This window comes from Nocardioides sp. SYSU D00038 (assembly GCF_016924665.1).
Taxonomy (GTDB): Bacteria; Actinomycetota; Actinomycetes; order Propionibacteriales; family Nocardioidaceae; genus Nocardioides.
The window spans coordinates 143,553-166,182 of sequence record NZ_JAFFJT010000014.1 but is presented as its reverse complement, the minus strand read 5'-3'; the positions used below and the strand labels follow the sequence as shown (position 1 = coordinate 166,182).

General features: G+C 73.4%; 25 protein-coding genes and 1 riboswitch. Of the genes, 12 read left to right on the top strand and 13 right to left on the bottom strand.

Annotation, left to right across the window (positions count from 1 at the left end; translation table 11 throughout):
- The first annotated feature begins 63 nt into the window (after window positions 1-63).
- Window positions 64-423 (top strand): RNA polymerase-binding protein RbpA, encoded by a 360-nt coding sequence (locus JT721_RS07745; RefSeq protein WP_205472371.1) that lies wholly within the window; start codon window positions 64-66, stop codon window positions 421-423.
- Between the two features lie 46 nt (window positions 424-469).
- On the opposite strand, the gene JT721_RS07740 is transcribed toward JT721_RS07745, so the two are convergent.
- From JT721_RS07740 to JT721_RS07725, 4 genes are all read right to left on the bottom strand, one after another.
- Entirely contained in the window at window positions 470-1,192 is a 723-nt protein-coding gene (locus JT721_RS07740; RefSeq protein WP_205472370.1) for an endonuclease domain-containing protein, read from the bottom strand.
- 126 nt (window positions 1,193-1,318) lie between these two features.
- Entirely contained in the window at window positions 1,319-2,533 is a 1,215-nt protein-coding gene (locus JT721_RS07735) for an endo-1,4-beta-xylanase (RefSeq protein ID WP_205472369.1), read from the bottom strand.
- A 120-nt stretch (window positions 2,534-2,653) separates the two neighbouring features.
- Window positions 2,654-3,079 carry an RbsD/FucU family protein gene (locus JT721_RS07730; RefSeq protein WP_205472368.1) on the bottom strand — a complete coding sequence of 142 codons (426 nt, stop codon included), beginning with the start codon at window positions 3,077-3,079 and terminating at the stop codon, window positions 2,654-2,656.
- A gap of 10 nt (window positions 3,080-3,089) precedes the next feature.
- Window positions 3,090-3,440, bottom strand: coding sequence for a Rieske (2Fe-2S) protein (locus tag JT721_RS07725; protein ID WP_240340310.1), 351 nt, complete (start codon window positions 3,438-3,440; stop codon window positions 3,090-3,092).
- 103 nt (window positions 3,441-3,543) lie between these two features.
- Here JT721_RS07725 and JT721_RS07720 point away from each other — a divergent pair, with 103 nt between their 5' ends.
- Genes JT721_RS07720 through JT721_RS07710 form a run of 3 tightly spaced genes read left to right on the top strand, consistent with a single transcriptional unit; the run spans window position 3,544 to window position 6,957 of the window.
- Window positions 3,544-4,692: an amidohydrolase family protein gene (locus JT721_RS07720; protein WP_205472366.1), complete on the top strand. Its 1,149-nt coding sequence runs from the start codon at window positions 3,544-3,546 to the stop codon at window positions 4,690-4,692.
- Window positions 4,689-5,516: an SDR family oxidoreductase gene (locus JT721_RS07715; RefSeq protein ID WP_307827946.1), complete on the top strand. Its 828-nt coding sequence runs from the start codon at window positions 4,689-4,691 to the stop codon at window positions 5,514-5,516. Before JT721_RS07720 ends, JT721_RS07715 begins: the two co-directional genes overlap by 4 nt.
- A 10-nt stretch (window positions 5,517-5,526) precedes the next feature.
- Window positions 5,527-6,957, top strand: coding sequence for an alpha-N-arabinofuranosidase (locus tag JT721_RS07710; RefSeq protein WP_307827945.1), 1,431 nt, complete (start codon window positions 5,527-5,529; stop codon window positions 6,955-6,957).
- A gap of 74 nt (window positions 6,958-7,031) precedes the next feature.
- On the opposite strand, the gene JT721_RS07705 is transcribed toward JT721_RS07710, so the two are convergent.
- Window positions 7,032-7,520: an ATP-binding protein gene (locus JT721_RS07705; protein WP_205472365.1), complete on the bottom strand. Its 489-nt coding sequence runs from the start codon at window positions 7,518-7,520 to the stop codon at window positions 7,032-7,034.
- An 89-nt stretch (window positions 7,521-7,609) separates the two neighbouring features.
- The gene (locus JT721_RS07700) at window positions 7,610-7,981 is read right to left on the bottom strand and encodes a VOC family protein (RefSeq protein ID WP_205472364.1); all 372 of its coding nucleotides are present in this window, start codon (window positions 7,979-7,981) and stop codon (window positions 7,610-7,612) included.
- An 80-nt stretch (window positions 7,982-8,061) separates the two neighbouring features.
- Between JT721_RS07700 and JT721_RS07695 the strand changes: the two genes are divergently transcribed.
- Entirely contained in the window at window positions 8,062-8,649 is a 588-nt protein-coding gene (locus tag JT721_RS07695; RefSeq protein ID WP_205472363.1) for a TetR/AcrR family transcriptional regulator, read from the top strand.
- Between the two features lie 4 nt (window positions 8,650-8,653).
- On the opposite strand, the gene JT721_RS21330 is transcribed toward JT721_RS07695, so the two are convergent.
- Window positions 8,654-9,541: a GyrI-like domain-containing protein gene (locus tag JT721_RS21330; RefSeq protein WP_307827944.1), complete on the bottom strand. Its 888-nt coding sequence runs from the start codon at window positions 9,539-9,541 to the stop codon at window positions 8,654-8,656.
- A 67-nt stretch (window positions 9,542-9,608) separates the two neighbouring features.
- Here JT721_RS21330 and JT721_RS07685 point away from each other — a divergent pair, with 67 nt between their 5' ends.
- Window positions 9,609-10,115, top strand: coding sequence for a DUF2243 domain-containing protein (locus JT721_RS07685; RefSeq protein WP_205472362.1), 507 nt, complete (start codon window positions 9,609-9,611; stop codon window positions 10,113-10,115).
- A gap of 295 nt (window positions 10,116-10,410) precedes the next feature.
- Here JT721_RS07685 and JT721_RS07680 read toward each other — a convergent pair whose 3' ends face one another.
- Window positions 10,411-11,169 (bottom strand): endonuclease/exonuclease/phosphatase family protein, encoded by a 759-nt coding sequence (locus tag JT721_RS07680; RefSeq protein ID WP_205472361.1) that lies wholly within the window; start codon window positions 11,167-11,169, stop codon window positions 10,411-10,413.
- Between the two features lie 63 nt (window positions 11,170-11,232).
- Here JT721_RS07680 and JT721_RS07675 point away from each other — a divergent pair, with 63 nt between their 5' ends.
- The 3 genes from JT721_RS07675 (at window position 11,233) to JT721_RS07665 (ending at window position 13,572) form a co-directional block, all read left to right on the top strand.
- Window positions 11,233-11,796: a hypothetical protein gene (locus JT721_RS07675; RefSeq protein ID WP_240340309.1), complete on the top strand. Its 564-nt coding sequence runs from the start codon at window positions 11,233-11,235 to the stop codon at window positions 11,794-11,796.
- A gap of 73 nt (window positions 11,797-11,869) precedes the next feature.
- Window positions 11,870-12,997: a hypothetical protein gene (locus JT721_RS07670; RefSeq protein WP_205472360.1), complete on the top strand. Its 1,128-nt coding sequence runs from the start codon at window positions 11,870-11,872 to the stop codon at window positions 12,995-12,997.
- A gap of 53 nt (window positions 12,998-13,050) precedes the next feature.
- A complete protein-coding gene (locus JT721_RS07665; RefSeq protein WP_205472359.1) occupies window positions 13,051-13,572 on the top strand; it encodes a dual specificity protein phosphatase family protein in 522 nt (173 codons plus the stop codon).
- A 33-nt stretch (window positions 13,573-13,605) separates the two neighbouring features.
- Here JT721_RS07665 and JT721_RS07660 read toward each other — a convergent pair whose 3' ends face one another.
- Both JT721_RS07660 and JT721_RS07655 read right to left on the bottom strand, forming a co-directional pair.
- A complete protein-coding gene (locus JT721_RS07660) occupies window positions 13,606-13,920 on the bottom strand; it encodes a multidrug efflux SMR transporter (protein ID WP_205472358.1) in 315 nt (104 codons plus the stop codon).
- 12 nt (window positions 13,921-13,932) lie between these two features.
- Window positions 13,933-13,997: riboswitch (guanidine-III (ykkC-III) riboswitch) on the bottom strand.
- Between the two features lie 87 nt (window positions 13,998-14,084).
- Window positions 14,085-14,381: a hypothetical protein gene (locus JT721_RS07655; RefSeq protein ID WP_205472357.1), complete on the bottom strand. Its 297-nt coding sequence runs from the start codon at window positions 14,379-14,381 to the stop codon at window positions 14,085-14,087.
- Between the two features lie 608 nt (window positions 14,382-14,989).
- On the opposite strand from JT721_RS07655, the gene JT721_RS07650 reads away from it, so the two are divergent.
- Window positions 14,990-15,556, top strand: coding sequence for a C40 family peptidase (locus tag JT721_RS07650; RefSeq protein WP_205472356.1), 567 nt, complete (start codon window positions 14,990-14,992; stop codon window positions 15,554-15,556).
- 300 nt (window positions 15,557-15,856) lie between these two features.
- Here the strand turns inward: JT721_RS07650 and JT721_RS07645 are convergent, their stop codons facing one another.
- The 3 genes from JT721_RS07645 to JT721_RS07635 all read right to left on the bottom strand — a co-directional run bounded on the left by JT721_RS07645 (window position 15,857) and on the right by JT721_RS07635 (window position 19,844).
- Window positions 15,857-16,912, bottom strand: a complete 1,056-nt coding sequence (locus JT721_RS07645) for a dihydrodipicolinate reductase (protein WP_205472355.1) — start codon at window positions 16,910-16,912, stop codon at window positions 15,857-15,859.
- 98 nt (window positions 16,913-17,010) lie between these two features.
- Window positions 17,011-18,264 (bottom strand): DUF1501 domain-containing protein, encoded by a 1,254-nt coding sequence (locus JT721_RS07640; RefSeq protein WP_205472354.1) that lies wholly within the window; start codon window positions 18,262-18,264, stop codon window positions 17,011-17,013.
- A 5-nt stretch (window positions 18,265-18,269) separates the two neighbouring features.
- Entirely contained in the window at window positions 18,270-19,844 is a 1,575-nt protein-coding gene (locus JT721_RS07635; RefSeq protein WP_205472353.1) for a DUF1800 domain-containing protein, read from the bottom strand.
- A 307-nt stretch (window positions 19,845-20,151) separates the two neighbouring features.
- Here JT721_RS07635 and JT721_RS07630 point away from each other — a divergent pair, with 307 nt between their 5' ends.
- Both JT721_RS07630 and JT721_RS07625 read left to right on the top strand, forming a co-directional pair.
- Window positions 20,152-21,549 carry a hemolysin family protein gene (locus JT721_RS07630; protein WP_240340308.1) on the top strand — a complete coding sequence of 466 codons (1,398 nt, stop codon included), beginning with the start codon at window positions 20,152-20,154 and terminating at the stop codon, window positions 21,547-21,549.
- Window positions 21,546-22,616 (top strand): hemolysin family protein, encoded by a 1,071-nt coding sequence (locus tag JT721_RS07625; protein WP_205472352.1) that lies wholly within the window; start codon window positions 21,546-21,548, stop codon window positions 22,614-22,616. The genes JT721_RS07630 and JT721_RS07625 overlap by 4 nt, the downstream gene beginning before the upstream one ends.
- Window positions 22,617-22,630 lie beyond the last annotated feature (14 nt).

Sequence of the window (22,630 nt, the reverse complement as noted above, 5' to 3'; positions counted from 1 at the left end):
CGCGCAACCCCCGCACTGATCCCCGCGCCGGCCGACGCCGGCGCGACCGAGAGAGGACCGCACGTGGCTGGTGCAGGAAACGCCATCCGGGGCAGCCGGGTCGGCGCCGGACCGATGGGCGAGGCCGAGCGCGGCGAAGCCGCCCCTCGGCAGGCCGTCACCTACTTCTGCTCCCACGAGCACCGCTCGGTGGTGACCTTCTCCGTCGAGGCCCAGATCCCGGACTCCTGGGACTGCCCCAAGTGCGGCCTGCCGGCCAGCCGCGACCAGGAGAACCCGCCCCCGGCCCCCAAGATCGAGCCCTACAAGACCCACCTGGCCTACGTGAAGGAGCGCCGCTCCGACCAGGAGGCGGCCGACATCCTCGACGAGGCCATCCAGCTCCTGCGCTCCCGCCGCAAGTCCGGCGAGATCATCTTCTGACGAGTCGTCGTCACTCGTCACGAGTAACGACGACTCGACGGACCGATCAGAGCCCGAGCTGCCGCTTGAGGCGGTAGAGCTTCGGGAAGCAGTCGCGCGGTCGGCCGAACACGTCGTACGCCGTGAACGTCTCGATCGTCCAGCCGAACTCCTCGGTCAGCATCAGCCGACGCCAACGGTCGTGCGCCAGCTGCTCCGGAGTGCTGTGCCACTCGACTCCGTCGTACTCGACGGCGACGCGGTGCTCCTCGTCGGCGAGGTCGAGCCGGGCCAGCAGGACGCCGTCCTCCCAGACCTCGACCTGCGGCACCATCTCCGGCATGCCGGCCTCGTGGCAACGCAGGCGCAGCACCGATTCAGGAGGTGACTCGCTGCGAGGGTCGGCCAGGGGTGCGATGGCCCGCAGCGTGGTCACCCAGCGGCGGCCGCGAAACCGCGGCAGGCCGCCCAGGAGCTCCTGCTTCGTGAAGCGGCGCAGGGCGCAGATCCGGTCGATGCCGCTGACCGCCTCGTCCGGCCACCGCACCATGCCGAGGTCCCAGGCCGTGCGGAGCGGTGTGGTCACCGGGATGCCGTGCACCTCCGTGACGTCGTCGGGTCGCATCGCTCGCTCCCCGCTGTCGGCCAGGCCGCTGCGCAGACGCCCCCGACCCGACGGCAGGAACATCCGGACGGGACGGGCTGCGAGGTGCTCGTTGGGCGCGAGCACCATGTCGGCCCCCAGCAACCACCCCGCGTGCCGGTCGACCACCACGGCGTCGTCCGGCACGACGAGACCCGTAACGGCGGCTCGCTCACCGCCACCTCGCCTCGGCCCCGGGGCGGCGGTGAGCAGGCCCCGATCCACCGATCCGTAACGGCGGCTGACTCACCGCCACCCAGGGCCGGGCCGGGGTCAGCGCCCCTTCTTGGGCTTCCAGAGCCGCTTGCGCACCGGTGCGTGGCGGAAGGCGTTGCTGATGGCGCGGTAGGCCGGCTTGGGCCGCAGCTGCCGGTCGAAGGCGAGCGGACGCCGGTGGGCGCCGTCCTCGCGGGGCTGGTCCTCGTCGAGCCAGGTGTAGCGATCGGTCAGGCCGAAGGCGATGACCGCCTTGACCGCCCGCTCGTCGAGGGTGACGTCGAGGTAGTGGCGGTAGACGTCGGCCACCTTGCGGTCGCGGACCTTGGGCGCCTTGCGCAGCCCCTCGTCGAGGACGTCGAGCTCGGTGACCAGGATGGGCAGTCCGCGGTCGGCGATCTCGCGCAGGAAGGCGCGGTAGCCGCGCTCGTCGAACTTGCGGTGGAAGCCGTCGGCGAGCAGGTGGCCCTGGATGCCGACCGCCTGCACCGGCGCGCCGATGTCGAGGAGCCGGTCGATCGCCTTCAGGTAGGCGCGGCGGCGCGGCTCGGGGCGGTCGCCCCACTCGTTGACGGTCTCGAACCCGAACTCGTTGATGATCCGCAGCGCCCTCGGGTCGTGCTCCTTGGCGATGTGGAAGCTCTTGGCGATGTAGGAGGGCCCGATGGTCTGGTACCAGGGCACGTTCTTGCGGAAGCCGTGCCGGTCGGCCTCCTCCGGGTCGGTGACCTCGTTGGCGACGATCCAGCCGTCGGCGCGGCCGCGGAAGTGCTTCACCTCGCGGCGGATCACGCCGTAGAGCAGCTTCTTCGCCTCGTCACGGCCGAGCCCCCACAGGTCGTCCTCGCTCCAGCCTTCGCCGAAACCCTCGTCCCACGCGAGGTGCGCGGCGATCACGAGCTGGTCGTTGCGCTCGGCGAAGTCGATGATCTGGTCGCCGGGCCCGAAGTTGAGGGGCTCGTCGGGGCCGGGCTTGAGCTGGTACCAGAGCAGGTCGTCCTCGGTGAAGAGCAGCCCGGCCTCGCGGGCGTGCAGCCGCCGGTAGGTCTTGTCGAGCTGCCAGGTCGCGATCGAGGAGCCGAAGACCAGTCCCTTGCGGTCGGCCTGCTTCCACAGCGGCCAGCGCCCGGTGGGAGGGATCAGCCCGGCCGTCGCGGCCTCGGCGGTGCTGGGCAGCGCGACCCCCGCAGCGCCGGCGGCGGCCAGGCCCAGGGCCCCTCCTGCGGCGCCCCGCAGCAGGTGACGACGATCGAGGTGGACGGTCTCGGACATGGTGCTCCTCCACGGTCGGCGACCGTCCCGGAACGGCCGTGTGACGGGCGTCACGCAAATCGAATTGCTAGGACCGTAGGCCGTTCCGCCCAGCCGGGCAAGACCCGGGCGGGAGAACTTTCAGACCACGCCCTTGGTGATGAGGAAGCAGCCGTAGGGGCGGTCCTCGGTCGTCGCCACGACGACGTACGCTGCGCCGGCGCGCCGGTAGAACTCGAAGCGCTCCACCGCCGCGGAGGTCACCGCCCGGCCCTCCGCCTCGTCGACCACCGCCTGGAGCTCGGCGTGCACCGGCTGCACGACCTCCTCGTCGCCCACGGCGCCCATCCTCAGCACGGCCGGCTCGACGAAGGTGTCGACCGGCAGCACCGAGAGGATCGCCCGGGCCGCGCGCGGCACGTCGACCCCGGGCAGCGTCACCAGCCGCTGCGCCGTCGAGGCGGCGGGGTAGTTGCGGTCGACGAGCGCGAGCACGTCCCCGTGACCCATCGCCGCGAGGTGACCGAGCAGGTCGGCGGAGAGCAGCGGGTCGATGTTCTTGAGCACCCTGGTCCCCTCAGGCGTGCACGACGACGTGGCCGTCGTCGGTCGTGACCCGGTAGGTGCGCAGCCCGCTGCGCTTGGGCTCGAGCAGCGAGCGGCCGGTCACGAGGTCGAACTCCCAGCCGTGCCAGGGGCACCGGATCACCCGCTCGTCCATGCCGTAGACGTACTCGTGCGGGTCGGAGGCGACCATCGTCCCGCTCAGCGACCCGGTGCACATCGAGGCCCCCATGTGGGGGCACCGGTCGTTGATCGCGTAGAACTCCTCGCCCACGCTGATGATCCCGACGCTGCGGCCGTCGATCTCGACGACCCGGCACCCGTCGCGGCGAACCTCGTCCACGGTCCCGACTCGAACTTCCATTTGTTTCCTCGCTGCCTCTATCGCGGATGCCAAACGATTTGCTATTCATGACTCTGACGCCTCGACGGTGTCTTCCGCAACGGGTTGTCGCACAGGAGCGCACATGACCGAACTGCTCGACCAGCCGGCCTCCCTCGACGGGACGCCGACCCGCTACGACCTCGTCGACTGCGACGTGCACCCGATCATGAAGGGCGGCATGGGCGACCTGCGACCGTTCCTGTCCCACACCGCCCAGCGGCGCCTGGGGCTCGACGAGCGGCGCAGCCTCTCGACGATCGGGCACCGCGAGCCGGTCTCGATCCCCCGGAACATGCTCTACGTCAACCAGTCGGGGGTGCTGCGCGACGACGCCCGCGCCCCGGACGGCTCGGCGCCCGGCGCCGACCCGGCGTTCACCGCGCAGCAGCTGCTCGACGGGAACGCGATCGACCGCGCCGTGCTGATCGGCGGCGAGGTCCTCGGACTCGGCGCGATGCCCGACCCCGACGCCGCCGCGATGATCGCCTCGGCCTACAACGACTGGCTGGCGGCGACCTGGTTCGACGCCGACGAGCGCTACCGCGGCTACCTCGTCGTCGGCGCCCAGGACCCGCAGCAGGCGGCCACGGAGATCCGGCGGGCCGCCGCGGACCGGCGGTTCGTCGGGGTGCTGATGCCGCTGACCAACATCCTGATGGGGCAGCGGCACTACTACCCGATCTACGAGGCGGCGGCCGAGGTCGGCATCCCGATCGCGGTCCACCCCAACTCCGGCGAGGGCATCTTCCGCACCTCGCCGCCGATGGCGGGCGGCACGCCGACCTACTACGTCGAGTGGCACACCGGCCTCAGCCAGGTCTTCCAGGCGAACGTGATCAGCCTGGTCGTGCACGGGGTCTTCGAGCGGTTCCCGAACCTCAAGGTGGTCATCACCGAGGGCGGGCTCGGCTGGATCCCCGACGTGATGTGGCGCCTCGACAAGAACGTCAAGGGCCTGCGCGACGAGGTGCCGTGGGTCAAGCGGCTGCCGAGCGAGTACCTGGTCGACCACGTGCGGTTCACGACCCAGCCGATGCCCGAGCCGCGGCGGCGCAGCCACCTGCACACGCTGCTCGAGATCGCGCAGGCCGAGCGCACGCTGATGTTCAGCTCCGACTACCCGCACTGGGACTTCGACGACCCGCGGCACGTGCTGACCACCCTGCCCGACGCGGTGCGCGAGCGCGTCAAGGCCGCCAACGCGATCGAGACCTACGGCGACCGCCTGTGACCGACCCCCACCTCACGGCGTCGATGCCCGAGCGGCCCGACCACGGCGAGGAGTCCTACGAGGGACACGGGCGACTGCGCCACAAGGTCGCGATCGTGACCGGGGGCGACTCCGGCATCGGGCGCGCCGTCGCCCTGGCCTTCGCCCGCGAGGGCGCCGACCTGGTGATCTGCTACCTCGAGAGCGACGACGAGGACGCCCGCGAGACCGCGCGGCTGGTCGAGGAGGCGGGGCGCTCGATCACGCTGGTGCCGACCGACCTGACCCGCGAGGAGGCGTGTCGCGACCTGGTCGCCCGAACGGTCGCCGAGCACGGGCGCATCGACGTGCTGGTCAACAACGCCGCCTACCAGCTGGCCCAGCCGGGCGGGATCGCCGACATCACCACCGAGCAGTTCGACCGGACCATGCGCACCAACCTCTACGCGCTGTTCTGGATGTGCCGCGGGGCGATGCCGCACATGCCGCGTGGCTCCTCGATCATCAACACCTCCTCGGTGCAGGCCGCCTCGCCCTCGCCGGAGCTGCTCGACTACGCCACCACGAAGGCCGGCATCGCGACGTTCACCCGCGCGCTGGCCTGGTCGGCCGCGCGGGACGGCATCCGGGTCAACTCGGTCGCGCCCGGCCCCACCTGGACGCCGCTGGTGCGCGCGACGATGCCCGAGGAGATGACCGCGTCGTTCGGCGAGAACACCCCCATGGGCCGCGCCGGGCAGCCGGTCGAGGTCGCGGGCGCCTTCGTCTACCTCGCCTCGGCGGAGTCGGCGTACGTCACCGGCGAGGTGCTCGCGGTCACCGGCGGTCTGCCGGTGCAGGTGTGACCAGCCGACCGTGACGACCAGCACCCACGACGCCGACCCGATCGAGGCCGCGATCACGCTGACGCCCGAGCTGCGGGTCGGCAGCGTCGACCGACGGCTGTTCGGGTCGTTCCTCGAGCACATGGGGCGCGCGGTCCACACCGGCGTCTTCGAGCCGGGGCACCCGGCAGCCGACCCCGACGGCTTCCGCACCGACGTGCTCGACCTGGTGCGCAGGCTGGGGGTGGGTGTCGTCCGCTACCCGGGCGGTAACTTCGTCTCCGGCTACCGCTGGGAGGACGGCGTCGGCCCGCCCGAGGAGCGCCCCACACGGCTCGACCTCGCCTGGCACAGCACCGAGACCAACGCCTTCGGCACCGACGAGTTCATGCGCTGGTGCCGGGCGGCGGGCACCGAGCCGATGATGGCGGTCAACCTCGGCACCCGGGGCGTGCAGGAGGCGGTCGACCTCCTCGAGTACTGCAACCACCCGGGCGGCACCCGGCTGTCCGACCTGCGCCGCAGCAACGGCGCCGAGGAGCCCCACGACGTGCGGCTGTGGTGCCTGGGCAACGAGATGGACGGCGCCTGGCAGATCGGGCACCGGCCGGCGACCGACTACGGCCGGCTCGCGGCGGCCACCGGCCGCGCGATGCGGATGGTCGACCCCGACGTCGAGCTGGTCGTCTGCGGCAGCTCCAGCCCGGCCGCGCCGACCTTCGCCGCCTGGGAGGCCGCGGTGCTCACGGAGTGCTACGACGTCGTCGACCACGTCTCGCTGCACAGCTACCACGACCCCACCGGGCGCACGCCCGCCGCGTACCTCGCCGGGGCCCACGACCTCGACCGCGCCATCGACGCCGTCGTCGCGACCGCCGACCACGTCGGCGCCCGGCTCCGGTCGCGCCGGCGGCTGCGGGTCGCCGTCGACGAGTGGAACGTCTGGTACATGTCGCGGTGGGTCGACCCCGACCCCGACCTCTGGCCGCAGGCGCCACCGTTGCTGGAGGACACCTACGACGACCTCGACGCCACCATGGTCGCCAGCCTGCTGATCACCCTGCTCCGCCACTCCGATCGGGTCTCGGTCGCCTGCCTGGCCCAGCTGGTCAACGTGATCGCGCCCATCCGCACCGAGCCGGGCGGGCCGGCCTGGACCCAGACGATCTTCGAGCCGTTCGCGCGGATCGCGGCCGCGGCGCGCGGCGACGTGCTGCGCGTCGAGTCCCGGGTCGCGACCTACGAGGCCGAGGCCGGCGACGTGCCGCTGCTGGCGGCGACCGCGACGTGGGACGACGAGACGGGGGCGCTGCAGCTGCTGATGGTCAACCGGTCGGAGACGGCTCCGGTGCGCACCACCGTCGACCTGCACGGGTTCCCGGCCCCCGTCGTCGCCGGGCGGCACGAGGTCGTGGTGCCGCCGTTGTCGTGGTCGGTCGTGGAGCTCGCCCGGCGCTCGTGACCCGTCCGGGCGCGGTGGGCGGCAGCCGGGCCCCGGGTCCGAGGATCAGGGGTCCGGGCGCGGGACCTAGGTGCTCACCCGGCTTGGCGGACCACGTCGAGCGGTCCCTCCTCGGGCGTCGGCGGCTCGAACCGTTGGAAGTACTCCGTCGCCGTCTGCACGGTGAGCGGCCAGTCGTCCGCCTGCCTGCCGTGCCGGTCACCGACCCGGCTCAGGATGGTCTCGAGACTCGTCGCGATGTAGACGGTCTCCGGCACGATGTGCCGGGGTGCGAGGAGCGCGCGGAGCTCGTCGCGTTGTCGCCGGAACCAGAAGCCGAAGTCGAGCACGACGTCGTCTCCTGCCGTGACGTGGCGCAGCAGGCGCGTCCTCAGGTCCGCTGCTACCTCGGCCACGACGTCGGCGGCGGGCATCGTCGTGATCCCGCGCTCCCAGAACTCGACCTCGAACGACAGGCGCGTCCAGCCCTGGCGCTCCAGGCGCTTGGCGTAGGTGGTCTTGCCGGCACCACCTGGCCCGCACATCATCACGACGCGGGGTCGTCGTGTGCTGCTCGCGGCCACCCTGGCGAGACTACGGCCCACCACCGACCTCGGCCCCGCAACGCTCCGCCCGTGGCTGTCCGGATCCCGGCGGACGTGAGCCCGCCGCCCTAGCGGGCGGCGGGCTCGAACAGCTCGAAGGGGTTGCCCGAGGTGTCCTCGACGATCGCCTGGCGGCCGCCGCGGCCGTCGACGACGCCGCTGCGGATGCGCACCCCCGCGGCCGCCAGGTCGGTGACCAGCTCGTCGAGGGAGTCGACCTCGAGCTGCAGCCGGTTCCACCCGCCGGGCCGCGGCGTCGCGCCGGTGGTGGTGCGGCCGGCTCCGCCGCCGCCACCGGGGACGTTGAGCAGCAGGCGGGTCCCGCCCCGCTCCAGCACGGCGAACCCGGGGGAGGGGTGGGCCAGCACGGTGAACCCGAGCAGCTCGTAGACCGAGAGGTCGTCGGTGTCGTCGACGATGTAGCGCACGCTCGTGGCCATGGTGGGTCACCTCCGGCTTCGACGGTAGGCACCCTCCGACAGTTGTGCAACAGTTGTGTTGCAAAAGGCGGGAGGTATTCATGACGGACGAGGGGATCCGCGAGGACCCGCGGGTGACGCGCTCCCGCGCCGCGGTGCTCGAGGCGGCCGTGCGCGAGCTTGCCGAGGAGGGCTACGGCGGCTTCACCATCGACGGGGTGGCCACCCGCAGCGGGGTCGCTCGCAGCACCATCTACCGGCTGTGGCCCGAGCGCGCCGACCTGGTGGTCGCCGCCCTGCGCGCGGTGCACCCGCAGCCAACCGCCCGGGACGACTCGCGGGAGGACGTCCGGGCCCTGCTGGGCCACCTGGACTCGGCGTTCAACGACTCCCTGGTGGCGGAGTGCCTGCCGGCGATCATCGAGGGCTCCGAGCGCGACCCGGCGTTCCGCGCCGTCCACCACGCCGCCAACGACGCTCGGCGGGCCCGCCTCGTGCGCGCCGTCCGGCGTGGCGTCGACGACGGCGACTGGCCCGACACCGACGCGGAGCTGGCGGCGCTCGCGCTGGTCGGGGCGCTGGTCTACGCCCGGCTGATGACGTCGCGGCGACTGGCCGGTGCCGAGCTTGACCGGCTGATCGGCGTCGTGCTGGGCGGGCCCGCGACCGGTCCGGCGTCGGCGGGGTAGTCGGTCAGGCCCCAGCCGTCCCGGCCGGCTCGACCGTCCCGGCCGGCTCGACCGGCGCGACCGGCTGGCGCAGGATGGTGCGCAGCCGCTCGGGCGCGACCCGACGCGGGTCGCCGAGGTAGATCTCGTGGTGCCGGCCGGTCATCCGCAGCCCGGCGGCGGGGATCACCTCGTGGTGCAGGCGCGCCAGCACCTCGGCCTCGTCGTCGTACGGGCCGACGTGGAGGGTCTGCACGACCGTGCCCTCCTCGAGGGTCTCCAGGCGGACCCGGGCGAGCGCGGCAGGCGGGTCGGCGGCCGCCACCCGGGCGACCGCGCCGTCGTACCGGTCGCGGGTGATCCAGTCGGGGACCATCAGCATCACGGTCCAGCTCCACGCGGACTTGTCGCGCGCGGTGGTGAAGGCGTCCATGTCGTCGGCCCACCACAGCGCCTCCAGCGGCGGCACGACGTAGTCGCGGCCCAGCTCCTGCTTGCTCGCGAACTTGATCTTGTAGGCCACGGGGTAGAGGGCCGCGAGAGCCTCGGCGTACGCCGGGGCGGTGTTGGGGTCGCCGTGCCCGTCGACCATGAGGTACTGCAGCGGCGGCAGGTCGAGGGTGCGGAACTCGCCCGCCCGGGCGCGGTAGGGGTCGAAGGTCCTCTTGAAGTCGACCTTCGCACGGACGGCGGGTGTGGTGGTGGGCTCTGGAGCGTGCTCGGCCAGCGCCGCCTCGATGATCCGCACCGCCGTGGGCCCGACGCCGTGCAGCGCGGCGAGCTCGGTGCTCGGCACCCCGGCCAGGTCGTCGAGGGTGCGGTAGCCGGCCGCCTCGAGCGCGCGGGTGGCCGGCGCCCCGACCCGGGGCAGGCTCCGAGGGGTGGTGGACGGGGAGGGCGGATGGGCGGCCACAGCGGCACGATAGCCACGCCCGTCGGAGGCCGTGGGATGAAAGCCGGGCCCTCGGCAACCGACCCGCATGAGCACCACGGCGCGGGAGCGGCCGTCACGGGCGGCCGGGCTGATGTACGGCATCGGCCTGGGCGGCTTCGTCGACGGCATCGTGCTCCACCAGCTGCTGCAGTGGCACCACCTGCTCAGCAGCGAGGAGTCGACCACGACCGTCGCCGGCCTCGAGGTCAACATCCTGGCCGACGGGTTCTTCCACGTGCTCACGTGGCTGTTCGTCGTCGGGGCATCGCTGGTGACCCTCGCGCAGTGGCGGCAGGGCCGGCTGGCCCCGAGCTGGGGGTTCCACCTCGGCGGCGTGCTGGTCGGGTGGGGCGGGTTCAACCTGGTCGAGGGACTCGTCGACCACCAGCTGCTCGGCATCCACCACGTCCGCGACGACCTCGGCGGCCCGCTGGCCTGGGACCTCGGGTTCCTGGCGCTCGGCGTGCTCCTGGTCGTGGTCGGCCTGCTGGTGCAGCGCCGCGGCGAACGGACGATGGCCGCCGAGGCGGCGGATCGTGGCACGGTGGGCTGAGGGCCGTCCTGCTGGCCGCGCTCGGGCCGGCACCGGGCCAGGCGAGCGGGCGGCGGTGAGCACGCCTCCGTCCACCGACTCACAACGGCGGCTGACGCACCGCCGCCTCGCGCGGCGCCGGGCGGCGGTGAGCAGGCCTCCATTCACCGACCCGCAACAGCGGCTGACGCACCGCCGCCTCGCGCGGCGCCGGGCGGCGGTGAGCAGGCCTCGATTCACCGACCCGCAACGGGGGCTGACGCACCGCCACCCGCCACCCACCACCCCGCCACCCACCACCCGAGGGCGGGCCCCGTCAGGAGACCTCGGCCACCAGGGCGAGGTGGTCCGACATCGGGAGCCGCTGCGGGCCGCCGTGGCGCGCGGTGAGCGAGCTGTCGGTGAGGATGTGGTCGAGCTGCTCCTCCGGGCCGGCGGCCGGAAAGGTGGGACCCGTGGCCAGGGGGCGCATGCGGGTGATCCGCTCGGCGCGCTCGCGGCCCATGTTGAGGTCCCCCAGCAGCACCCGGGGCCGCCGGGAGCGGGGGAGCGCGCGTAGCAGACGGCGCAGCTGCCGTCCGTTCCAGGCCCGCAGGAACGACAGGTGCGTGGTCACCACGTCGATCCGCCCGGCCGGGGTGTCGACCTCGGCGACCACGGCCACCCGCGGCTCGTCGCGCACCCACTCCGGCAGCACCTGGTCGTGGAACCGGTGGGGCACCGGCACCGGTGCCGGCGCCAGTCGGACCACCTGCCAGCCGACGACCGGGTGGCGGCTGAGGAAGGCGACGCCGTAGGCCGCGGAGTCCGGCTGCTCCTCGCCGGTGGCCGCCGACCAGGTCGCTCCGGGGGTGCCGGTCAGCGCGGCCACGAACAGGTGGTGCGGCGCCCCCATCGCCTCCGCCGCGATCGCGGTGAGGTCGGCGTGCTGCGAGCGCGGCTGGTTGCGGTCGACCTCCTGCAGGCCCAGCAGGTCGGCGTCGAGGGCGGTGATCGCGTCGGCGAAGCGCTGCTCGTCCACGACGTCGTCGACGGGGGAGCGGCCGCTGAGGATGTTGAACGTCGCCAGGCGCATGACCCCCCGTTGCCCGGTGGGCAGCCGGTCATGCCCGCGGAGGCCAGCGGGTACCCGCCCCGCATGAATCCCACCAGCGACGACCTGCGCGAGGCCTTGAAGACCGTGGCGGTCGTGCTGAAGGGCACCGGCCGGCCGTTCGCGCTCGCCGGTGGCTACGCCGCCTGGGCGCACGGCGCACCGGAGTCGATCAACGACGTCGACTTCCTCGTCCGGGCCGAGGACGCCGAGGAGCTGGCCGCCGAGCTGGCGGCGGCCGGGCTCACCGTGGTGCAGCCGCCCGAGGACTGGCTGTTCAAGGTGCCGATCGGGCCGTCGGTCGTCGACGTGATCCACCGCTCGCTGAGCGCCACCGTCGAGGGCGAGCTCGAGCGGGCCGAGTCGCGCGGCGTGCTGTCGGTGGAGATGCCGGTCGTGTCAGTGACCGACCTGGTCTCCGACAAGCTGCTCGCGCTCACCGAGCACTACTGCGACGTCGCCGCGGTGCTGCCGGTGCTCCGCGCCCTGCGCGAGCAGGTCGACTGGCCCGAGGTGGTGCGCCGGGCCGAGGGCCACCCGTTCGCCGAGGCCGTGCTGTTCCTCCTCGACCGGCTCGAGGTCGTGCCAGGGGTGGCCCCGGCGGGCTGAGGCTTGTCACTCCCCACCGCGACCACCACGATGACCCAGGCGGGCAGGGCGTCCGTCGGAGGGGAGGACGACGGTGGCCGGTCGCCCCCACCGCCCCCCGGCCGCCCGCGCAGTCCTGCTCGCCGGGCTCCTGCTCGCGGCGCTGCTGCTCGCCGCCTGCTCGTCGGACCGGGACCCGTCGTCGTCCCCGACCGCCACCCGGCAGCCGGTCTCGTCGGATGCGAGTGCCTCGACGGACGCGACGCCCACGGCGACCGCGGCGGGGGAGCGGGACCTCGACGTTGACCGCCTCGTGGTGCCGGCGGCGTCGTCCGGGCTGCCACCAGGATGGCGCGAGCGGTTCGTGGTGCCCTACGGACCCGGACCCGAGTCGCTCGGCACCGCCCCCGGTGGCGACTCCGGCAGCCTCGACCTCGGCCCCGAGTACGGCGCTCCCGCGCCCGACGGCACCTGGTGGTTCCTCGATGCGGCGAAGCGGCGTCTCGCCCACCACGACGCCGACGGGCGGTACCTGGGGGCCGTGCGCCTCGGCCCGGACCTGCTGGTCGACGGCACCCTGTTCCAGTGGCAGCTGCCTCACGTGCTCGACGACGGCACCCTGGTCGCGGCCCGGCAGGAGCCGGACCGCACCTGGCTGCTCCGGCTTCGGGACGGCCGGCCCGACCAGGTCGCGGTCGACGGGTCCTTCGCGCCTACCTACAGCGACGGTCGGCTGCTCTACGGTTCGTCGGCGGAGGGGCGACCGGTGGCCGTCGACCCCGCCGACGGGTCGCTGCGCCGGGTGGCGGCCTACCGCACCCCGTCCGGCACCCCGTTCACGCTGACCCCCGCCCGGCGGCTGCGGCTCGCCCTGCCCGACGTGGGCGTGGCCCGGGCGCTGCCGCTGGTGACCGCCTCGGGCGCCCCGGCCCACGTCGGCCTGCAGGTGCGGGCGGGGGCCGACGACGTGCTGCACGTGTTCCTCACCGGTGTGGGCGAGGACGACGAGTCGGTGCAGCTCGTGGGCGCGACCAGCATCGACCCCCGGGGACGGGTGGCCGAGCCCGAGGCCCTGCCCACGCCGTTCCCCGAGGCCGACCCTGGCAGCCCCGCACAGCTGGTGCTGGCCCCCGGCTCGTCGACGCCCGCGCTGGTCTACGTGCTGCCCGACGGCGTGCACGTCCTCGAGCGCACCCGTCCCGTGGACCTTCCCGCCCCCTAGACTCCGACGGCCGCCGGACCCCGGCGATCCGGCACGCAAGGAGGGGAGGACCCGTGCTCTGCCACGTCTGCTACGCCGAGCCCGACGCGATGCCCGACTGCCCCGCCTGCCGCGGCTCGGGCCGGGCCACGTCGATCCCCCTCTGCGAGGAGCCGTGGAACGAGGTGGTGCCCGGGCTGTTCCAGGGCGGGCACGACGTGCGCTCGCAGTCGCGGACGGCGTGCGTGGTGGCCGACGAGTTCGACCTCGTGGTGAGCATGACGACCCGGGAGGGCTACGGCCCCGCCGCCGGCGTGGAGCACCAGGTCGCCCGGATGGCAGACGCCGGCGTCGACCCTGGCATCGCAGCCCGGGTGGCCGAGCTGGCCGAGCGGGTCGAGGCGGCGGTGGCCGCCGGCGGCCGGGTGCTGGTCCGCTGCTCGGGCGGGCTGAACCGGTCGGGGCTGGTGGTCGCCTCGGCGCTGGTGCGGATGGGCCACCGCCCCGACGACGCGATCGCGCTGGTGCGCGCCGCCCGCGGGCCGTGGGCGCTCACCAACCCCGCGTTCGTGCACCACCTCCGCGCCCTGGCCTGACGGCGCGCCGGCCGTGGCTCGGGGCCCGGCGGCTCAGTGGGCGAGCTTGAGCCCGACGATGCAGCCCACGAGCCCGAGGATCAGCAGCACGCGCACGACGCTGACCGGCTCGGTGCCGGTGGCCATGCCCCACCCGACGGTGAGCCCGGCGCCGACGCCCACCCACACGGCGTACGACGTGCCGGTCGGCAGGGTCCGCATCGCCCAGGCCAGCCCACCCATGCTGAGCAGCAGGGCGACCGCGAACACCGTGGTCGGCCACGGACGCGACAGCCCCTCGGAGCGGCCCAGGGCGGTGGCCCAGACCGCCTCGAGCACCCCGGACACGACCAGCACGACCCACGCCACGACGAGCACCTCCCGGCGCCGTCTTGTCGCTGACCGGGTACGGCACCCCTCGTCCGGGGCCTCCTCGGGAGGCCTGGTCGCAGGATGTCACAGCCCAGCTGTCACGCCCCAGCCGTCACAGCCAGCGGTTACGGCACCGGCGTCGCCGGGGGGAGCGGGTGAGCTCAGGCGCCGTCCCAGCCGTTGAGGAGGACGAAGAAGATCGCCACGCCCACGACCGCGCAGGCCAGCCCGATCGCCGCACCCCTGGCGAGCCCCCAGCCGGTCAGCCGGCCGACCACGGCGCCGACCACGGCCATGCCGACGAGCTGGAGCGGGATGATCCAGTTCTCCGAGCCCTCGCCGTCCATCGGCGCCGCGGCCAGCGGCAGACTGACGATGCCGGCGGCCAGGATCACGAGCAGCCCGAGCCCGCGGACCAGCGGGCTGGCCGGGGTGTCGGTGGTGGTGGTGTCGGACATCGGGATCCCCTCTCAGGCGGTGCCGGGACCGGCCCCGTCACGTGACGGCATTGAAGCGCACGCAGGAACCCGGGCGGGAGCACGACGGGCCGGTGTCCAGACCTGTTCCCGGCGGTCGCAGGGCGTTACCGGCCAAAACAAGAGTAAAATAATCGACTATTCGCGGCGGTCGCCGCCAGGACGGCTGCGCTGCGGGCCGGCCTGCGCCGCACCCGGCATCGATGCAGGTCAGGCGCTGACCAGCGGTCTGCGTGCGACGGCCGGCCGGCCGCCGTCGTGGGTCAACAAACCCGGATCGCGCTCGTGATGTGGCGCAGATCGCGCCGCCCCGGTTGGTGAAACGTGAACCAGATGGGGCAGAGTGCCGACGAGTCCCCGTCGGATCGGCGGGGCCGCCCGGGTCGCGCCGAAGTCCGTCACGGCCCCGGGTGACGACGAGCACGCGAGGGGCGTGTGGTGACGGACGCGGGAGAGCCAGCAGTACGCCGACCCGGGGAGACCCGGAGCGGCTGGGGGTGAAGGCAGGGCCCACGAGGTCCGGCCGGGGCAACGGCAGTCCCAACCCGACAGGTGAGCTTCCGAAGGCGTCGCCGCCGGAGATCGCACACATGCGCTCGTACCACCCTGCCCATCCGTCTGCCCACCCCCGCAGTGACCGGTCGCGGCGTACCCGTCTGGGTTCGCTCGCTGCGGCACTCGTCCTGCTCGTCGGCCTCCCGGCCGCGAGCCTCGTCGCCCTGGCCCCCGCGGCCAGTGCCCACCGGGCGCCCCTGGGCGCCACGTCCGAGCGCGTCGTCCCCCAGGGCGGCGCCGCGGACAACAAGAACCGGGCCTCGCGCGGCAAGCGCGTGGTCCGGATCGCCGCCTCCAAGGCCGGCAGCCCGTACCGTTACGGCGGCAACGGGCCGGGCGTCTTCGACTGCTCCGGGTTCACCCGGTGGGTCTACGCCCGGGTCGGTCGCCACCTGCCCCGCACCTCCTCGGCCCAGGCCGGCGCGGTGCGACGGGTCGGCAAGCCCCGCCTCGGCGACCTGGTGTTCTTCACCGGGGGGAGCGGGGTCTACCACGTCGGCATCTACGCCGGCGGCCACTCGATCTGGCACGCCCCGTCCACCGGGCGCAGCGTGTCGCGCGAGCGGATCTGGACCAGCTCGGTCTTCTACGGCCGTCCCTGATCCACGCCTCGCAGCAGGGCCCGCGACGCCGTCCGGTGTCGCGGGCCCTGCTGCGTCCGGGCGTGGGTGTCGGCCGGCCGCCCGCGTTGGCCGCCGGCCGGCCCCGGCCGGACCTCTCGGCCAGAACCTCGACTTCTCGGCCAGAGTTCTGGCTGAGAAGTCACGGTTCCCCCGGTTCACCGGGGACCCCACCCGCACGGCGTACGGCCGGACCTCTCGGCCAGAACCTCGACTTCTCGGCCAAAGTTCTAGCCGACCAGTGCGGGTTTCCCCGGTTCACCGGGGAAACCGACCACCCCGTCAGGCGAGGTCGGGGTGCGCCCGGCCGGCGACGAGCGGCAGGTCGACGTACGTCTTGACGCCCGGCTCGGCGGCGACGACGTAGGGGATCGAGTTCACGCAGTGCACGGCGGTGGCGACGATGCCGGGGTTGCGCAGCAGGCCCTCCTCGACCGTCTGCGGCTGCCAGCCCTTGATGGTGACGAACGAGCTCGGGTCGCCGTGCACCTCGACCTCGAACCGCTCGCCCTCGGGGCCGAAGTCCCACGCGGGCTCGAGGTGCTCCTCGCCCATCAGCCAGTTGACCGCGACCCGGACCACCACGGTGTCGCCGACCACGGCCTCCCACACGAACCGCTGCCCGGCGACCAGCCCGGGCTCGATGACGCCGATAGGGGAGTCGATGGGGGCGGTGGCGACGGCGACCTCGTGGGAGGTGCGCAGCTCGGCGTCGCGGCTGAAGCCCAGCACGTCGAGGCACATGTGCACCGACTGCTTGAAGCCACCGCCCAGCAGGCTCAGCATCGGGCCCTGGCGGGCCTCCTCGGGGGTCGCGCCGAAGCACATAATGTGGCGCACGACGTCGGGGGCGTCATAGGTGCGGATGTCGGAGAACTCCTCGCCGCGCACGAAGGTGACCGCCGACGAGATCGCCGAGAACACCAGCGGGTGCAGCTCGGTGATACCGCCCGGGTTGAGGCCGGTGCCGTGGGCGGTGGTGCCGCCCGCGCGGCAGGCCTCGACCAGTGGGGCGGCGTCCTTCTCCGAGGGGTAGAACCACCCCACCGGGGTCACGACGTTCTTGCCGGAGCGCAGCAGCGCGGCGACCTCGTCGTGGTCGGGCACCAGCGGCGCGTAGACCACGCAGTCGGCCTCGAGCGCCAGCACCTCCTCGCGGCTCGACGTCGCCAGCACGCCGATCGGCCCGCGCCCCACCAGGGTGCCGACGTCGACGCCGTGCTTGTCGGCGGAGTGCACCCAGCAGCCGACCAGCTCCAGCTCGGGATGGGCCAGGACCGCCTCGATCGCCGCCTTGCCGACCCCACCGGTGGCCCACTGCACGACCCGCAGCGCCATCGCCCCACCCCTCGTCCGGTGCGGGACGCCGTCCGCGGCCCGCCTGAGGAGCACGGTGACAGGTAGAACGTGTTCTTGTCACGGGTGCGGCGGACCGCTCAGAGCATGAACCCCAGGCTCTTGCGGCTGAGCCCCGGGAAGACCGAGGCCGAGGAGACGTCGAAGCGCCGGGTCACGACGTCGGCCAGCACGTTGCGGTAGTCGGTGGTCACCGGCAGGTCGGCGTCGAGGGTGTTGCTGAGCGCGGGGAAGCCGTCGGCGTAGTAGCCGCCGCGCACCCCGGCGCCCATCACGAACATCACGTTGCCGTAGCCGTGGTCGAGGCCCCAGCTGCTGTTCTCGGTCACCCGGCGGCCGAACTCGCTGAGCGCGACCAGCGTGACCTTGGACGTCTGGTCGCCGAGGTCGTTGAGGAACGCCGCCAGCGAGCGGGCCAGCTCGTCGACGTTGTCGATCATCGCGCCCCACTCGAGGGTGCCGACGTCGGTGTGCATGTCCCAGTCGCCCTGGTCGACCGTGAGCACCTGCACCCCCACGTTGCCCCGGATCACCCGCGCGGCCTGGGCCAGCGCCTTCCCGAGGTCGGTGTCGGGGTACGCCGCGGTCGTGTCGGCGGCGCCCCGCACCGGCCCGAACGTGTCGACGGCCGAGAACGCCGTGCGCATGCCGCGGCCGTACGACGTCGCGACGTCGCCCCACAGCGTGTCGAGCGACCGCCGCCGACCCGCGGCCACGTCGTACTCGTCGTCGCCGGCCACCAGCACCCGGCTGACGTCGCCGGAGGCCATCACCGGCTGCGGGCCGAACATCGCGGTCGGCACCACGCCGCCGCCGATGTTGAAGCCCTGCAGCGGCGAGCTGCCGGGGATGCCGCCGAGGAGGCGGTTGAGCCAGCCGACCCGGGTCGTGCTGCCGGGGTCGGCGTCCTCGAGCGCCTCCATGGCCGAGAAGTGCGAGCGGTTGGCCACCGGCAGCCCGGCGGCGTGGACCGCGGCGATCCGACCGGAGTTCCAGAACGGCAGCAGTGGCTCCATCCGCGGGTGCAGGCCGAAGGTGCCGTTGGTGGCCAGCAGGGCGTTCTTCGGCACCGCGATGCCGGGGCGGGCCTGGTAGTAGACCGGGTCGGTGTAGGGCACCACGAGCGAGAGCCCGTCGGCGGCGCCGCGCATCGAGAGCACGACGAGCACCGAGTCGGCGGGCGCCGCGGAGGCGGGGCCGGCGGTGAGCACCGCGGAGCCGATGGTGGTGGACAGGCCGGCCACGGCGGCCGCGCCGAAGAGACCGCGCCGGCTCACCCGGGCGAACTCGTCGCAGCACGGCGACGCGGCCGGGCGGGGGGAGGTGCGGGTCACGGGGGTCACCTCGTCAGGTGGGCGGGGGAGTCGAGGATGGTGCTGAGGACGCGCATCAGGTGCCAGCGCACGACGTCCGAGGTGGGGCTCAGCCAGGTGGTCGGCTCGACGCCCACCGACTCGCAGCACGCCTGGAGCAGCGTGCTGGTCGAGCGGCGGTGGAGCAGCCGCTGGGAGAGGTAGTCGACGAGCTCGTCCATCCGGATCGACGTCTTCGGCAGCCAGGCCGCCGGCGGCCGGTAGGTCATGCCGGTCTTGGGCCACCACGCCCCGGACATCAGGTAGTGCATCTCCAGCGAGGCGATCATCCGCGACGGCGAGCTCCACGACTCGTTGTCGAGGGGCTGGCCGTTGGGCTGCGGCCACGCGCCGGGGGCCTGACCGAGGTTCATGGCCTGCCACAGGATCGACACGTGCGCCGACTCCTTGAGCGGGGCCCCGGTCGGCTTGGCGCCGATGGTCACGCCCAGCGCCCGGTAGGTCGCCACCACGTCCTCGCCGGGGTCGCGCAGCTTGGCGCCGGCGGAGGTCTTGAACGCGCTCGAGGCGACCAGCGCCTGCAGCACCGGGCGGATGTCGGTCTTGTTCTTGAGGTAGATCGAGGCGAGCTGGTTGACCAGCGCGGTCGGTGGGTCGTCGCGCACGAACTTCACCGCCAGCCGGCGCGCGATCCGCTGCGCCGTCGCGGGGTGGTGCGCCAGGTAGCTGAGGTAGCGCTTGACGACGTCGCGCCCGTCGGGGACCAGGTTGGCGGCCCGGAAGCCCATCACCTGCACCGCGCCGGTGTAGTGGTCGCCGGTCCGGTACGACGCGGCCCAGGTGCGCCACTTGTCGACGTGGTAGCCGGTGAGGATGCGCGCCGAGTTCTTGACGTCGTCCTCGTCGTACTGGCCCCTGCCGACGGTGTGCAGCTCGAGCAGCTCGCGGCCGAGGTTCTCGTTGGGGTGGCTCTTGGTGGAGGTCGCGCCGTCGAGGTAGACGAGCATGGCGGGGTGGGTGATCGCGGCGTGCAGCAGCGCGTCGTAGCGGCCCAGTGCCTTGCTGCGGATCATCGCGCCGTACGACGCCCGGTGGGTGAAGGCGCCGTCGTCGACGACGGGCACGTGGAGCAGGTGCTCCCAGAACTCCGTCATCACCTCGAGGACCTGGCGCTTGCTCATCACCCGGCGCAGCAGCAGCAGCCGCTGGTAGTCCTGCATCACCTGCCAGCCGGGCTCGGTGAGGTCGACCTGCCGCTTCCACAGCTCCTCGGGGCTGCGGTCCAGGCTCGGGAACCACGAGGCGCTCTGCGCCGTGAAGGTGTCGGTCACCAGGGCCGGGTTGAGCTGGCGGGTGAACCACTTCACCGCACCGCCGGCCGCCTGAACCTCGGTGGCCAGGGCGGGGGTGAGTCCGTAGCTGAACCGGGTCACCAGGTGGCGCTGGTCCTCGGGCAGCAGGTTGCCGCCCTGGTAGTGGCCGGGGACGTAGGCCGCGGCGTCCGCTCCTCCCGGGCGCGCGACCGTGACCGCCGCGGCGGTCGCGACGACACCGGCACCGCGCACGAGTGCGCGTCGGGTCGCCGCAGATCCATGAGCCATGCTCGTACTCCTGGAGCGTCGGGGGGAGCCGGCCCCTCCCGGACCGGCCACGCTGACCGCAGACTAGGACGACTCCCCGATACCCCCAGGGGTTTCTGGGGTCGGACCACCCGTTCGGACTACCAAGTCGACCCGTTCGGCGCCGGGGCCCGTTCTGGCTAGACTCTGTGGCCCGGCCGCGTCGCCCCTGGGTGCCGCACCGCGACCGACCACCTGACCCACGAAAGGGCCTGCCCACCTCGATGGACGGCTGCCAAAGTAGCCGGCTCTCCCCGCCCGCCCCGGGTCAGCGCGGAGAGCCGATCTGATGTCCTGGCTGTTCCTGGCCATCGCCCTCCTCCTGGTCGCCGCCTGCGGCCTGTTCGTGGCCGCGGAGTTCTCGCTGGTCACCGTCGACCGCGGCCAGATCGACCGCGCGGCCGCCGCCGGCGACCGCAGTGCGCAGGGCGTCCAGCAGGCCCTGCGCAGCCTCTCGACCCAGCTGTCGGGAGCGCAGGTCGGCATCACGCTGACCAACCTCGCGATCGGCTTCCTGGCCGAGCCGGCGATCGCCCAGATCGTCGACGACCCCCTCGAGGCGGCCGGCCTGCCGGGCGGCGCCGTCCGTCCGGTCTCGGTGGGCATCGGGCTGGGGCTGGGGACCGTGCTGACGATGATCTTCGGCGAGCTGGTGCCCAAGAACCTGGCGATCGCGCGACCCCTCGAGACCGCCCGCGCCACCCAGCGGTTCCAGCGCGGCTTCACCTCGCTGACCCGGGCGCCGATCCGGCTGCTCAACGGCTCGGCCAACGCCATCGTGCGCCGGCTGGGCATCGAGCCGCAGGAGGAGCTGCGCTCGGCGCGCAGCTCCACCGAGCTCGCCTCGTTGATCCAGCGCTCGGCCGACCAGGGCACCCTCGACGCCGACACCGCCGAGCTGATGGAGCGCTCGGTGGAGTTCGGCACCCGCACCGCCGGCGAGATCATGACGCCGCGGGTGCGCACCCACAGCCTCGACGTCAACGACCGGGCCGCCGCGGTGATCGAGCTGACCCGCTCGACCGGCCACTCCCGGTTCCCGGTGCTCGACGAGGACGACCAGGTCGTCGGCACCGTGCACGTCAAGCACGCGGTGGCGCTGCCGCTGCACGAGCGCTCCACCACCAAGGTCAAGCACCTCATGGTGAAGCCGGTGGTGGTACCCGACTCGCTGCGGCTCGACCCCCTGCTCGCGCTGCTGCGCGCCGAGGGCCTGCAGCTCGCCGTCGTGCTCGACGAGTACGGCGGCCACGCCGGCATCGTGACGCTCGAGGACGTGGTCGAGGAGATCGTCGGCGACATCGCCGACGAGCACGACCGGGTCGGCGCCCGGGGCCGGTTGCGCCGCGACGGCTCCTGGAGCCTGTCGGGCCTGCTGCGCCCCGACGAGGTCGAGGACCTCACCGGCGTCGCGCTCCCCGAGAGCGAGGACTACGACACGATCGCCGGCCTGGTGCTGCGCACCCTGGGGCGGGTGCCGGAGCGCGGCGAGCTCGCCGAGGTGCCGGTGCCCGACCCCGACCCCGGCGACGAGCCCCGGCAGCGGCTGGCGGTGCTGACCGTCGAGCACATGGACGGGTTGCGCATCGACCGGCTCTCGCTGCGGCTGCTCGACGGCGCCGAGGGCGACGAGCGGGGCGACCGGGCCGCCGACCGCTCCGGCCTCGAGGGCGGTGGTCGTCGATGAGCGGCACCGTCGGCATCGTCCTGACCCTGGTCCTGCTGGCCGCCAACGCGTTCTTCGTGGGCGCGGAGTTCGCGCTCATCTCCGCGCGGCGCACCCAGATCGAGCCGCGCGCCCAGGCCGGATCGCGGATGGCCCGCACCACGCTGCACGCGATGGAGAACGTCTCGCTGATGATGGCCGGCGCCCAGCTCGGCATCACGATCTGCTCGCTGGGCCTCGGCGCGGTGAGCGAGCCGGTGATCGCCCACATGCTCGAGCCGGTCTTCCACGACCTCGGCGTGCCCGACGGCTTCGTGCACCCCATCGCCCTCGTGCTCGCCCTCGGCCTGGTGGTCTTCCTGCACGTGGTGCTCGGCGAGATGGTGCCCAAGAACATCGCGATCGCCGGCCCCGAGCGGGCCGCGCTGGTGCTCGGCCCGCCGATGTACGCGATCGTCACGATGCTGCGGCCGGTGATCGTGGGCCTCAACGCGCTCGCCAACGGCACCCTGCACCTGCTACGGATCGAGGCGGTCAACGAGGTCAGCTCGACCTACACGCGCGAGGAGGTCGCCGCGATGGTCGAGGAGTCGCGCGGCGAGGGGCTCATCGCCGACGACGAGTACGACCGCCTCTCGGGCGCCCTGGGCTTCACCGAGCAGAGCGTCAGCGCGGTGCTGCTGCGCACCGGCGACCTGACCACCGTCAGCCGCGGCTCCACGGCCGCCGACGTGGAGGCGCTGTGTGCGGCGACCGGCTTCAGCCGGTTCCCGGTGGCCAGCGACGACGGCGACCTCGTGGGCTACCTGCACATCAAGGACGTGCTGGAGTCCGACGAGGAACGCCGCCAGCGGGTGATCTCGGAGAAGTGGATCCGGCCGTTCGCGCCGGTGGGGGAGCAGGACCTGCTCCACGACGCCCTGGAGCACCTCCAGCGCCGCGGCGCCCACATGGCGCGCGTGGTCGACGAGGTCGGCCGGACCGTCGGCATCGCCACCCTCGAGGACGTGCTGGAGGTCCTGGTGGGGGAGATCCGGGACGCCGTGCACCACGACGACGGCGCCGCCACGCCGGTCCCGGGAGCATGAGCCGCGGCCGATAG

Excerpts from the sequence above, each read along its gene's own strand:
- JT721_RS07650 (WP_205472356.1), top strand. The coding sequence starts at position 14,990 with ATGCGCTCGTACCACCCTGCCCATCCGTCTGCCCACCCCCGCAGTGAC.
- JT721_RS07655 (WP_205472357.1), bottom strand. The coding sequence starts at position 14,381 with ATGTCCGACACCACCACCACCGACACCCCGGCCAGCCCGCTGGTCCGC.
- JT721_RS07630 (WP_240340308.1), top strand. The coding sequence starts at position 20,152 with ATGTCCTGGCTGTTCCTGGCCATCGCCCTCCTCCTGGTCGCCGCCTGC.
- JT721_RS07675 (WP_240340309.1), top strand. The coding sequence starts at position 11,233 with ATGAATCCCACCAGCGACGACCTGCGCGAGGCCTTGAAGACCGTGGCG.
- JT721_RS07635 (WP_205472353.1), bottom strand. The coding sequence starts at position 19,844 with ATGGCTCATGGATCTGCGGCGACCCGACGCGCACTCGTGCGCGGTGCC.
- JT721_RS07695 (WP_205472363.1), top strand. The coding sequence starts at position 8,062 with ATGACGGACGAGGGGATCCGCGAGGACCCGCGGGTGACGCGCTCCCGC.
- JT721_RS07700 (WP_205472364.1), bottom strand. The coding sequence starts at position 7,981 with ATGGCCACGAGCGTGCGCTACATCGTCGACGACACCGACGACCTCTCG.
- JT721_RS07625 (WP_205472352.1), top strand. The coding sequence starts at position 21,546 with ATGAGCGGCACCGTCGGCATCGTCCTGACCCTGGTCCTGCTGGCCGCC.
- JT721_RS07645 (WP_205472355.1), bottom strand. The coding sequence starts at position 16,912 with ATGGCGCTGCGGGTCGTGCAGTGGGCCACCGGTGGGGTCGGCAAGGCG.
- JT721_RS07735 (WP_205472369.1), bottom strand. The coding sequence starts at position 2,533 with ATGTCCGAGACCGTCCACCTCGATCGTCGTCACCTGCTGCGGGGCGCC.
- JT721_RS07725 (WP_240340310.1), bottom strand. The coding sequence starts at position 3,440 with ATGGAAGTTCGAGTCGGGACCGTGGACGAGGTTCGCCGCGACGGGTGC.
- JT721_RS07680 (WP_205472361.1), bottom strand. The coding sequence starts at position 11,169 with ATGCGCCTGGCGACGTTCAACATCCTCAGCGGCCGCTCCCCCGTCGAC.
- JT721_RS07685 (WP_205472362.1), top strand. The coding sequence starts at position 9,609 with ATGAGCACCACGGCGCGGGAGCGGCCGTCACGGGCGGCCGGGCTGATG.
- JT721_RS07720 (WP_205472366.1), top strand. The coding sequence starts at position 3,544 with ATGACCGAACTGCTCGACCAGCCGGCCTCCCTCGACGGGACGCCGACC.